The organism is Maricaulis sp., from assembly GCF_048269565.1.
Taxonomy (GTDB): domain Bacteria; phylum Pseudomonadota; class Alphaproteobacteria; order Caulobacterales; family Maricaulaceae; genus Maricaulis.
This window is the reverse complement of record NZ_JBLXIK010000002.1, coordinates 613,084-623,917: the sequence shown is the minus strand read 5'-3', so window position 1 is coordinate 623,917 and position 10,834 is coordinate 613,084. Positions and strand designations below refer to the sequence as shown.

Sequence of the window (10,834 nt, the reverse complement as noted above, 5' to 3'; positions counted from 1 at the left end):
TCAGGGTGACGGAACATTGGGGTACTTCAGGCAGCCGGAGGCACCATGCCCGCCCCTCCGGCGCACCATTTGCAAAAGAGAGCTTAACACGCCGGACCTGTTGCGAAGCGGGTCAGTCGAATGCAGATTGGGAGCGGTCATGAGCGAGCCACAAAGCCTGAGCGAAGACGAAGCCCACGCCATGCGCCTGCTATGGGATCGTGGCGGTGCCTCGGTGAGCGAGCTGGCGCAGGCGAGCCGGCAGCCGGCCAGTGCGACGCTGTCCATCCTGCAGCGCCTGCGCCGCAAGGGTGCCGTCGAGCGCCAGCAGCGCGGCCGCGATATCCGCTATCTGCCGCGCCTCAACCGCCAGACCGCCCCGACCCATACGCTCGGCCGGCTGCTGGCCGAACCCGCCGGCGATGATCGCACCGGTCTCGGTGTCGTGGTGCTGCGCGAAGGCGATATCGACCCAAAGGACTGGGCCGATCTGCAGGCGGAAATCGCCGCGAGAGCGGCCGGAGAATCCACCCGCTGATCCGCGTTATTGCGCCAGGAAGGCCCGGACATCGGCGACGGTGCGCGCCGAATCCTCTTCATGCAGGACATGCCCGAGATCATCATAGATGACCAGTTCGGCTTGCGGCAGATCGCCGGCGATGCGGCTGGCCTGCTCGACCGGGATCATCACATCGCGTCCGCCCCACATAACCAGCGTTGGTGCCTGCACCCGCGCCAGATCGGCCGTCGGGTCGGGCAGGGTGAAGACCTCGAGCCGCTCGACCAGGGCCTGGCCGACGCCGGGCGTGTTCATCAGGGCGTGCACGCGGGCGGGCAGCGCCGGATCCATGCGGCTGACATCGCCGAACAGGCCCGCTGAAGCCGCTGCGACCATCGCTTCCGGCGCACTGGTGAGATAGAAGCTCACGCCCATTGGCACGGCGACGGGTTCTTCAGTGACGCCATTGATCGAATAGGCGCCCGGCGCGACCAGCACGAGGTGGTCGACCAGTTCGGGGCGCTCGGCGGCAAGGCGCCAGGAGACCAGACCGCCAAGGGAATTGCCCGCCAGGGTGACATGTTCGAGATCGAGCTCATCGAGCAGATTGCCGAGAAATTCGACGGTCTCGGGAACGGAATAGCGTTGCTGCGGATCGGGACCGGTCAGGCCATGACCGGGCAGATCCATACGGATGACATGATAGTCCGCGCTGAGATCGGCCGCCCAGGCGTCCCAGCTTTCCAGCGAATAGGAAAACCCGTGCACCATGACGATCACCGGCGCATCGGCCGGTCCCTCGCTGCGCACGCGCGCCATGACACCATCGACATCGACCAGGCGGTCGGCATCGCTCCAATAGGGCGAGTCGAGACGCGCCTCGCTATCGAGCGGTACTTCTTCGGCCCCGGGCCGGGTCAACATCCAGACCAGCGCGCCGATAACAACAAGGGCGGCCAGGGCGAGAAGCGCAAGCACGGAACGGGACATGGAATTTCCTTCGGTTGAAGACAAAACGGCCGACGATCCCTGATGCTCAGGAAGCGCCGGCCGGTCAAGTTCGACGTGAACGGACGGGGGAGGTTCCCGTCCGTTCTCATCCTCGTGCCTAGTAGCGGTAGGCCAGCGTCGCCGTGATGGTGCGCGGGTTACCGTAGTAGCCGACCAGGGTGCCCGACGTGCCGAGCTCTGGTGCGTAGGTCGTGTTGTTGACGAAGTCATAGCCGGAAACCCGGTATTCCTCGTCGGTCAGGTTGCGGCCGTGCAGGCCGAGCTGCCAGGCGCCGTCTTCGCTGTCCCAGACCACCGAGGCGTTCCAGAGCGAATAGGCTTCCTGGTCCAGCGCCGGGAACGGAATCTCGAACTGGCTCGAATCGCCGCGGTAGGAAACCGTGGCCGAGGCGTTCAGATCACCACCAGCGAAGGGAGCCATATAGCTCATGGTCGCGCTGAGGTTGGCTTCCGGCGTATTCTGGATCACGACGTCATTGGAGATATCGACACCAAAGGCGTTGATGAACTCGTCATAGCTGCCGTCGAGGATGCCCAGGGCCCAGGCGAAGGTCAGCTGGTCGCCGCCGGTGAAGACGTCGCTGCCGAGGTCCACATTACCTTCATATTCGATGCCCGTGATCGTCGCGGCACCGGCATTGGTCGTCACGCCCGTGAAGGTATCGTTGACGCCGTCATTATCGGTATCAATACCCACCGAACCCGGAACCTGGATGTCGGTATAGTCCATGTGGAACAGTGCGACGGCGTGGCTGTAGCTGCCGCCCTGGTATTTCCAGCCGAGTTCGAAGCTGTCGACCGTTTCAGGATCGAAGGCCATGAATTCGAAGACTTCGTCAGCCGTAACCGTGCCGCTGAGATCGAAATCCGGGGCGCCGGTGGTCTGGGCACGCGGATCGAAGCCGCCGCCTTTGAAGCCCTGGGTGTAGGTGAAGTAGAAATTGTTCGAGCTGCTTGGCTGCCAGGCGACCGAAACCGTCGGGCTGAAATCATCCCAGGAATTGGTGCCGAGGAAGTCGGAGGTGGTGGCAATCGCAAAGCCGGTGCCGCCGAAATACTCCGAGAAGCCGCCGAGATAGGTACGGCGCAGCACGCGCGAGGTCCGCTCGTCTTCAGTATAGCGACCACCCAGGGTCAGGCTGATCGTATCGGTGAGGTCATAGGTGAAGTTGGCGAAGACCGACCAGGTCGTGGTGTCGACATCACCGAAGGTCTGGGCGTTGAGGCCGGTCAGCACGGTGTCGAGCAGAACGTCGAACACGGTCGTGGCGTTGGCATCAAGGTAATAGTAACCCATCACACCGGCGAGGCGGTCACCTTCATACAGAACCTGGAATTCCTCGGAGATCTGCTCATTGGTGTAGATCGCAGGAACGTCGAGATCGCCTTCCGGAAGATTGTCGAAGTCGATCGGGGTCGTGGAATCGTCCTGACGCTGGGACAGGATATTCCGCACGGTCCAGCTGTCATTGATGTTCCACTCGGTGGTCAGGGCAAGGCCATCGCTCTCGACGCTCTGGGCGACGACATCGAGACCGGCGCGGGTGTCGAACACATTGTCCAGAACGCCGTAGAAGGCCGGGTAGCCGGCCGCACTCGGGATCAGACGGTGACCGCCACGTGCATTGGAGGTGTCCTCGACATTGTCATAGGCGAGACGGAAGAACAGATCAGGTGTCGGCTCCCACTCGGCGCTGACACGATAGCCAAGCACGTCCTTGTTATAATTTTCGTCGCCATTGTACAGGTTGGTCCCGAAACCGTCGCGCTGGAGATTGGCAACAGCTGCACCGACGCGGAAGGTGTCGCCCATCGGCAGGCTGCCGGACACGATCTGGTCGAACTGGCCGTAGGAACCGACATTGATGCGGGCCGTCAGGCTTGGCGCATCGGGGTCGAGGCGGCGGGTGACGTATTTGATCGCGCCACCGATGGTGTTGCGGCCATAGAGCGTGCCCTGCGGGCCACGCAGCACTTCGATGCGCTCGACATCGTAGATGTCGAGAACCGCAGCCTGCGGACGGTTGAGATAGACGTCATCGACATAGATGCCCACACCGGCTTCAAAACCGGCAACCGGATCCTGCTGGCCAACACCGCGGATGAAGGCGGTGAGGGTCGAGTTGGTGCCGCGCGAGGCTTCAAGCGTCACATTTGGCGTCGTTTCGGCAACGGCCAGAATGTCGACAGCGCCCATGGCTTCGAGTTGCTCGCCGGAATAGGCGGTCACGGCCAATGGCACGTCCTGCAGCGATTCCTCGCGGCGGCGGGCGGTGACGGTGATCACGTCCTGGCTGGCGGTCTCGCCGGCCTGCTGAGCCTGGACCGGTGCCGCAATCAGCACGGTTGAGGCAATAGTGCTGAGCAGAAGCGCCGCCCGCGTTAGTTTCTGGTTGGATTTCATGATTGGATTCCCTCGATATTATGGTTGTTGACCGCCGGCGCCTGGATGCGACTGGCGAATTGTGCGACCGCTCTTGCGAACTCTTCCGGTTCTTCCAGATGCGGAGCATGTCCCGATTTCGCGAAGGCGATGGTTTGCGCATCGGGCAGGGTTTCGACGAGATACCGGCTCGTCTCCGGGCCGTAGGCTTCACTGCGCGCGCCTGATGTGACGAGCGTCGGCAAGTTCATTGCGGGCAGGGCCTCGCGCAGATCCTGGCTGGCCATTGAGAGCCAGAGATCTGCCATGGCATCGCCATCGCGCCGGCTGAGCCGGAGCACGATGTCTTCAACCATTTCCGGTTCGCGGGCCGCCCGGCCACGCGCGAACATGCGCGGGGCAAAGGCAGCCGCATAAGCCGGCCAGTCGCTGCGCATCGCTTCGATGGCGCGGCTGCTGCCGGCGATATCCATTCCGGTCGCCATGCCCAGGGCCCAGCTCTCGGTGTTGAGAATGCGCGGACTCATGTCCTCGATGACCAGGCCGGCGAAGCGGGCATGGCCATAACGTACAAACATCTGCCACAGCACCGTGGCGCCCATCGACCAGCCCAGCGCGACGATGTCTTTCAGATCGAGCGTCTCGACCAGGGTCTGCAGATCACCGGCCAGCAAGTCGATATTGAGCGCGGCCTGCCCCGCCGGCGTGGCGCCGTGCGCACGCAGGTCCGGGATGACGATGCGAAATTGATGGCCGAGATGCGCGGCAAGGGAGTCGAAGAAATCGCCGGATGCGGCCCATCCGTGCACCAGCAGAAGAACAGGGCCGGTGCCGAGGTCGCGATAGTACATAACAGAACCGTCGCTCATGCAGCACGACTGCATGTCCGGCCCTTCGCCTTCGACACTATTTGACCTGACATCAAGCACTGTGCAGATCTCTCCCGGATGTATCTCTCGCCCTGGCATTTGTGCCATGTTGCGTTATCGGCAATTTTGTGAAAACTGAATCATATGTCAACTTCACTTTCTTCCACGCCTTCGAAAAGTCCCAAGACCGCACGCGGCGAACGCACGCGAAACCGACTTCTGGACGCCGCCGAGGAATCCTTCGGCGAGAACGGATTTCACTCCTCCTCGATCGGCGATATCACACGCCGCGCTTCGGTCGCGCTCGGGACATTTTACGTCTATTTTGACTCAAAAGATGAGATATTCCGGGCGCTTGTCGCACATATGGGCGATATGACGCGAAGCTGGATCGCGGAGCGCGTCAAGGGGGCGACCGACCGTCTCGATGCCGAACACAAAGGCCTGGTTGCCTACATCGAATTTGCCCGCTCCCACCCCAATCTCTACCGCATCATTGAGGAGGCACAATTCGTCGCCCCTGATGCATACAAGGCACACTATGACAGTTTCGCCGACCGCTACCGCCGCAATCTCGAAGAGGCGGCCGAGCGCGGCGAGATCAGCGATGGCGATCACGAAACCCGCGCCTGGGCCCTGATCGGGATGAGTGTTTTCCTCGGCCTGCGCTTTGGCATCTGGGGGCCGGACCGCAGCGCTGACGACATCGCCCGCGCGGCCTCTGCCCTGATCACCCGGGGCCTGGCACCATGACCGCCGCGGCCGGACCCTCCGAAGTCCTGATCGGGCGCGAGGATGACGTGTTGTCGCTGACGCTCAACCGGCCCGGCCGGGGCAACAGCCTGACGCCCGACCTGCTCGATGCGCTGGGCGCTGCCCTGAACGGGGTCGAAAATGCCCGGGCCGTGGTCATTACCGGGGCCGGCGCCAGCTTCTCCAGCGGCGGCGATGTCGCGGCGATCCGGCTCAATAGCGACAGCCCCGAACGGCTGCAGTCCTATTGCGAAGCATTGCTGTCCGGCCTCAACCGGGTTCTGCTGCAGATCCGTGCCCTGCCCTGCCCGGTGATTGCCGCAGTCAACGGCCCCGTCACCGGCGGATCGCTGGGACTGATGCTGGCCGCCGACCTGTCAGTGATGGCGCGAACGGCCTTCATCCAGCCCTATTACGCCAAGATGGGCTTCGCCCCCGATGGCGGCTGGACGGCAATGCTGCCCGACCGGATCGGCCGCGCCCGCACCGCAAGCTGGCTCGCGCTCGATACGCGCGTCAGCGCGGAACAGGCGCTGGAGATGGGTGTCACCGACCGCCTCGCCGATGCCGGCGCATTCGAAGCGGCAATCTCGGACATGCTCGCGACGCTTGAGCAACATGATGCGAGCGTGATCGCCACCAGCCGCCGCCTGCTCGACCGCCAGACCGGCCTCGCCGACCGTCTCGATGCCGAGCGCCTGGCCTTCATGACGCAAATCGCCCGCCCCGAAACACGTGAGCGCATGGACCGGTTTCTGGGTGCATCGCGCGCGGCGCAAGCCGCCGGGGGGCGCCGATGAACGCCCTCCTCGACATCACCGCCCGGCGCGCCCGGATTGCACCGGAGGCGATCGCCTTCCGGGTCGTACAGACCGGCGAAGCCATCAGCTATCGCGCCCTGGACGGCCGCAGTTCCCGCGCCGCCAGCCTGCTCGAATCCCGCGGCGTCTCTGCGGGTGACCGGGTCGCCATCCTGTGCCGCAACCGGGTCGAATTTTTCGAGATCCTGTTTGCCTGCGCCAAGGTCGGCGCGATCCTGGTGCCCCTCAACTGGCGCATGCCGGTGAGCGAACTGGTGCAGCTGATCGAGGATTGCCGGCCTGCGCTGATGATCACGGGCGCGGAAGACCGCGACAACGCCCACGCCGCGGCGCGGGCGATGCAGCTGCGAGTGCTCGATTTCGACGACGGTTATGACGCGCTGCGCGACGGCGCCGCCCTGCATCCGGGCCGTGCCGAGTGGCCGTCGCAGGAATGCTGGTATCTGATCTACACCTCCGGCACGACCGGCAAGCCGAAAGGCGTGATCCAGACCTATGGCATGGCCGTGGTCAATGCGATCAATATCGGCCAGGCCATCGGTCTGCGCGGCACCGATTCCACGCTGAACTTCCTGCCGCTCTTCCACACCGCCGGTATCAATCTGCATACGCTGCCGGTGCTGTTCAATGGCGGCACGGTCCACATCCTGCCCGGCTTCGAGGCCGGCCGGATGCTCGAACTGATCAATGCCGGCGCGCTCGATGTTTTCATCGGCGTCCCCGCCATCTATCGCGAACTGACCCTGCACCCCCACTTCGAGCGCACCGATCTGACGCGGTTGCGCCATTGGGCCTGCGGCGGTGCGCCGCTGCCCGACATCCTGGTCGAAACCTTCGCCGCGCGCGGCGCCGTGGTCTGCAATGGCTTCGGCATGACGGAGACCGGCCCGACGGCCTTCCTCGTCGATGAGGCGCATGCGCTGGAGAAGATCGGCTCGGTCGGCAAGACCCAGATCCTGGTCGAGGCGCGCATCGCCGGCCCCGATGGCCAAGTGCTGGCGGCGGGCGAAACCGGTGAGATTCAGTTTCACGGCCCCGGCCTGACGCCAGGCTATTGGGAACGTCCCCGTGAGACGGCCGAACTCTTTACCCCCGATGGCTGGCTGAAGAGCGGCGATCTCGGGCGCTTTGACGATGAGGGCTATTGCTTCGTCGCCGGGCGGATCAAGGAGATGTATATTTCCGGCGGCGAGAACGTCTATCCGGCCGAGGTCGAGAATGTGCTGGCCGATCATCCCGAGGTCCAGGACGCCTCTGTGACCGGTGTGCCCGACGAGAAATGGGGCGAGGTCGGCTGTGCCCACATCATCCTGCGCCCGGGCTCGAGTTGCGATGCAGCCGCCCTGACGATCTGGTGCCGCGAACGCCTTGCCGCCTACAAGGTGCCACGCCATGTGGTGTTTGCCCGCGACTTCCCGCGCACCGCCGCCGGAAAGGTGCAAAAACACCTCCTGCCGGATCCGGTGCGAACGCCATGAGCCAGACCGCCTCACTCAACCGGACCTTCTCCCAGGCCGATTTCAACGCCTTCGCGGCGCTGTCCGGCGACGACAATCCGATCCATGTCGATCCGGAGTTTGCCGCCCGCACCCGCTTTGGCCAGACGGTCGCCCATGGCGCCCTGCTCTGCGCCGTCCTGCGCGGCCTGATCGAGGACCTGGTGCCCGGTGGACGCCAAATCAGCCAGTCGACGCAATATCCGGCGCCCTCACCAGCCGGCGTACCGCTGCGTTTCGACGCCGAGACGATTGCGGTCGACAACGGCGTCAGCACCATCCGGCTGCAGGTGATGCGTCTGTCGGACATGGTGGTCACCTGCACCGGCCAGACCGAGGTCGCGTCATGACGACCAGCCCCGGGCCAGCTCTGACCCTCGGCATGTTCGCCGAGACCACGCGCAACTTCACGGCCGCCGACATCGACGCGCTGCACAGTGTTTCCGGCGCGCCAGCGAGCGGGACGGCCGTGCCGGAAGCCCTGGTCAACGGGCTGTTTTCCTATCTTCTCGGCGTTGAACTGCCCGGCCAGGGCACGAATTATCTCAAGCAGGAGACCGAATTCCTTGAGCCGGCCCCGATCAGTGACGCCCTGACGGCGCGCGTGGAAATCACACGGCTGCGGCCGGACAAACACCTGGTCGACCTCGCCACCACATGCCGGGCCAGCGATGGCACGCTGATCGCGCGCGGCCGCGCCCTGGTGCTGGCGCGCGATGTCGCCGGCGCCTTCCCCTGAGCCCCACAACCTTCGATTTGCATTTACCTTTGCAGTTTCCTGTGGAAACTGCCGGTCATGTCAGCTCTGCACAGATCGGCCTCCATGCCCTTCCCCGGCCAGGACATCATCATTGTCGGCGGCGGCCATAACGGGCTCGTCTGCGCCGCCTATCTCGCCAGGGCCGGGCTGAAGGTGACGGTGCTGGAACGCCGGCACGTGCTCGGCGGCGCCGCTGTCACCGAGGAATTTCACCCCGGCTTCCGCAATTCCGTCGCCGCCTACACCGTCTCCCTGCTCAACCCGAAAGTGATCGCCGACCTCGAGCTGCATCGCCACGGGCTGAGAATCATCGAGCGCAAGCTGGGCAATTTCCTGCCGCGCGAGGACGGTTATCTTCTGGCCGGCGAAGGCGTGACCAAGGCGCAGGTCGCCAAATTCTCCGCGCGCGACGCCGAGCGGCTGCAGGACTATGAGGCGCGGCTGGAAGTCATCGCCGACACGCTGCGCGCCCTGGTTCTGCAAACCCCGCCCAATCTGCGCGAAGGCGGCTGGGCCGGCGCGATGCCGGAAGTGTTCAAGGCGCTCAATCTCAGCGGCCGGCTCGGCAATCTCGATCTCACCGCCAAGCGCGATCTGCTCGATCTGTTCTCGAAATCCGCCGGCGACTGGCTCGATGGCTGGTTCGAGAGCGAGCCGGTCAAGGCGCTGTTCGGCTTCGACAGCATTGTCGGCAATTATGCCAGCCCCTACACGCCCGGCAGCGCCTATGTGCTGCTGCATCATCTGTTCGGTGATGTGAATGGCAAGAAGGGGGTGTGGGGCCACGCGATCGGCGGCATGGGCGCGATCACCCAGGCCATGGCGGCCTCATGCCGCGAACACGGCGTCACGCTGCGCACTGACGCAAGTGTGAAGGAAATTCTCACCGACGGCCAGGCCGCCCGCGGCGTGCGGCTTGAGTCCGGTGAGGTGCTTGAGGCCCGTGCCGTGGTCTCCAATCTCAACCCGAAACTCCTGTTCGGCTCGATGATCGACGCGGCCGTGCTGCCGCCCGATTTCCACGAACGCATCAGCCATTACAAATGCGGCTCGGGCACCTTCCGGATGAATGTCGCGCTGTCAGAACTGCCCAGTTTCACCTGCCTGCCCGGGCCGGGCGATCATTTGTCGGCCGGCATCATCATGGCGCCCTCGCTCGACTATATGGACCGGGCCTGGAGCGATGCCCGCCGCGATGGCTGGTCGCGCGAGCCGATCATCGAAATGCTGATCCCCTCGACCCAGGACGACACCCTCGCCCCGCCGGGCCAGCATGTGGCCAGCCTGTTCTGCCAGCACGTCGCGCCGGTGCTTTCAGGCGGACGCAGCTGGGATGACCACCGCGATGAGGTCGCCGACCTGATGATCGCGGCGGTGGATAAATGGGCGCCGGGCTTCAAGGCCTCGGTGCTCGGCCGGCAAGTGCTGTCGCCGCTCGATCTCGAGCGGATATTCGGCCTCACCGGCGGTGACATCTTCCACGGGGCACTGAGCCTGGACCAGCTGTTCTCGGCGCGGCCGGTGCTGGGCCATGCCGATCATCGCAGCCCGATCCGGGGCCTGTATCAATGCGGATCGGGCACGCATCCGGGCGGCGGGGTGACCGGCGCGCCCGGACATAATGCGGCACGTGAAATCCTGAAGGACTTCAAGCGGCACTGACCCGGAATCAGGCCTTGCCGGCTTGCTCGCGCTCGATCGCCTCGAGGATCAGTTCGCGCGCGCGGGCGGCATCGCCCCAGCCCTCGACCTTGACCCATTTGTGCGGCTCGAGATCCTTGTAGTGCTCGAAGAAGTGCGTGATGCGCATGATCAACGGCTTCTGGACATCGGTATAGTCGAGCACGTCGTCATAGAAAGGCGTCAGCTTGTGGTGCGGGGCGCAGAGGATTTTCTCGTCCAGCCCACTCTCGTCTTCCATCAGCAGAACGCCGATCGGACGGGCGCGAACCACACAGCCGGGCATCAGCGTCGTCTGGCCGAGCACCATGACATCGATCGGGTCGCCGTCTTCCGACAGGGTGTGCGGCATGAAGCCGTAATTGCACGGATAGCTCATCGGCGTGTGCAGGAAACGGTCGACGAAGACGGTGCCCGCCTGCTTGTCCATTTCATACTTCACCGGCTGGCCGCCAACCGGGACCTCGATGATGACATTGATATCTTCTGGCGGGTTCACACCCGCGGCGATCTTTTCGATCCGCATATTCGTGCTCCGGTCGGCAGGGATTTGGCGATCTCTTACGCTGATATGGGCCGCGAA

Annotated in this window: 11 protein-coding genes; 7 read left to right on the top strand and 4 right to left on the bottom strand. The window is 64.2% G+C overall.

The genetic code is table 11. The features are described from left to right. Nucleotides 1–139: 139 nt before the first annotated feature. Nucleotides 140–517: a BlaI/MecI/CopY family transcriptional regulator gene (locus ACN0YL_RS06530; RefSeq protein WP_417497414.1), complete on the top strand. Its 378-nt coding sequence runs from the start codon at nucleotides 140–142 to the stop codon at nucleotides 515–517. 6 nt (nucleotides 518–523) lie between these two features. Here ACN0YL_RS06530 and ACN0YL_RS06525 read toward each other — a convergent pair whose 3' ends face one another. From ACN0YL_RS06525 to ACN0YL_RS06515, 3 genes are all read right to left on the bottom strand, one after another. Then, nucleotides 524–1,468, bottom strand: coding sequence for an alpha/beta fold hydrolase (locus tag ACN0YL_RS06525; RefSeq protein WP_417497413.1), 945 nt, complete (start codon nucleotides 1,466–1,468; stop codon nucleotides 524–526). 118 nt (nucleotides 1,469–1,586) lie between these two features. Further along, a complete protein-coding gene (locus ACN0YL_RS06520; RefSeq protein WP_417497412.1) occupies nucleotides 1,587–3,893 on the bottom strand; it encodes a TonB-dependent receptor in 2,307 nt (768 codons plus the stop codon). Further along, a complete protein-coding gene (locus tag ACN0YL_RS06515) occupies nucleotides 3,890–4,741 on the bottom strand; it encodes an alpha/beta fold hydrolase (RefSeq protein WP_417497411.1) in 852 nt (283 codons plus the stop codon). Before ACN0YL_RS06515 ends, ACN0YL_RS06520 begins: the two co-directional genes overlap by 4 nt. Before the next feature lie 144 nt (nucleotides 4,742–4,885). Between ACN0YL_RS06515 and ACN0YL_RS06510 the strand changes: the two genes are divergently transcribed. From ACN0YL_RS06510 to ACN0YL_RS06485, 6 genes are read left to right on the top strand one after another with little or no spacing between them, the layout of a single operon-like run. Continuing rightward, entirely contained in the window at nucleotides 4,886–5,494 is a 609-nt protein-coding gene (locus ACN0YL_RS06510) for a TetR/AcrR family transcriptional regulator (protein WP_417497410.1), read from the top strand. After that, on the top strand, nucleotides 5,491–6,294 hold the full coding sequence (locus ACN0YL_RS06505; protein ID WP_417497409.1) for an enoyl-CoA hydratase/isomerase family protein: 804 nt from the start codon (nucleotides 5,491–5,493) through the stop codon (nucleotides 6,292–6,294). The genes ACN0YL_RS06510 and ACN0YL_RS06505 overlap by 4 nt, the downstream gene beginning before the upstream one ends. Further along, nucleotides 6,291–7,793, top strand: a complete 1,503-nt coding sequence (locus ACN0YL_RS06500; RefSeq protein WP_417497408.1) for an AMP-binding protein — start codon at nucleotides 6,291–6,293, stop codon at nucleotides 7,791–7,793. Before ACN0YL_RS06505 ends, ACN0YL_RS06500 begins: the two co-directional genes overlap by 4 nt. Then, nucleotides 7,790–8,161, top strand: coding sequence for a MaoC/PaaZ C-terminal domain-containing protein (locus ACN0YL_RS06495; RefSeq protein ID WP_417497407.1), 372 nt, complete (start codon nucleotides 7,790–7,792; stop codon nucleotides 8,159–8,161). The genes ACN0YL_RS06500 and ACN0YL_RS06495 overlap by 4 nt, the downstream gene beginning before the upstream one ends. Next, nucleotides 8,158–8,550 (top strand): phosphate acetyltransferase, encoded by a 393-nt coding sequence (locus ACN0YL_RS06490; protein ID WP_417497406.1) that lies wholly within the window; start codon nucleotides 8,158–8,160, stop codon nucleotides 8,548–8,550. Before ACN0YL_RS06495 ends, ACN0YL_RS06490 begins: the two co-directional genes overlap by 4 nt. A gap of 57 nt (nucleotides 8,551–8,607) precedes the next feature. Then, entirely contained in the window at nucleotides 8,608–10,233 is a 1,626-nt protein-coding gene (locus ACN0YL_RS06485; RefSeq protein ID WP_417497405.1) for a phytoene desaturase family protein, read from the top strand. A 7-nt stretch (nucleotides 10,234–10,240) separates the two neighbouring features. Here the strand turns inward: ACN0YL_RS06485 and ppa are convergent, their stop codons facing one another. After that, a complete protein-coding gene (gene ppa / locus ACN0YL_RS06480; RefSeq protein WP_417490463.1) occupies nucleotides 10,241–10,777 on the bottom strand; it encodes an inorganic diphosphatase in 537 nt (178 codons plus the stop codon). Between the last annotated feature and the right edge of the window lie 57 nt (nucleotides 10,778–10,834).

Coding starts and splice junctions, on each gene's coding strand:
- ACN0YL_RS06530 (WP_417497414.1), top strand. CDS start 140: ATGAGCGAGCCACAAAGCCTGAGCGAAGACGAAGCCCACGCCATGCGC.
- ACN0YL_RS06525 (WP_417497413.1), bottom strand. CDS start 1,468: ATGTCCCGTTCCGTGCTTGCGCTTCTCGCCCTGGCCGCCCTTGTTGTT.
- ACN0YL_RS06520 (WP_417497412.1), bottom strand. CDS start 3,893: ATGAAATCCAACCAGAAACTAACGCGGGCGGCGCTTCTGCTCAGCACT.
- ACN0YL_RS06515 (WP_417497411.1), bottom strand. CDS start 4,741: ATGAGCGACGGTTCTGTTATGTACTATCGCGACCTCGGCACCGGCCCT.
- ACN0YL_RS06510 (WP_417497410.1), top strand. CDS start 4,886: ATGTCAACTTCACTTTCTTCCACGCCTTCGAAAAGTCCCAAGACCGCA.
- ACN0YL_RS06505 (WP_417497409.1), top strand. CDS start 5,491: ATGACCGCCGCGGCCGGACCCTCCGAAGTCCTGATCGGGCGCGAGGAT.
- ACN0YL_RS06500 (WP_417497408.1), top strand. CDS start 6,291: ATGAACGCCCTCCTCGACATCACCGCCCGGCGCGCCCGGATTGCACCG.
- ACN0YL_RS06495 (WP_417497407.1), top strand. CDS start 7,790: ATGAGCCAGACCGCCTCACTCAACCGGACCTTCTCCCAGGCCGATTTC.
- ACN0YL_RS06490 (WP_417497406.1), top strand. CDS start 8,158: ATGACGACCAGCCCCGGGCCAGCTCTGACCCTCGGCATGTTCGCCGAG.
- ACN0YL_RS06485 (WP_417497405.1), top strand. CDS start 8,608: ATGTCAGCTCTGCACAGATCGGCCTCCATGCCCTTCCCCGGCCAGGAC.
- ppa (WP_417490463.1), bottom strand. CDS start 10,777: ATGCGGATCGAAAAGATCGCCGCGGGTGTGAACCCGCCAGAAGATATC.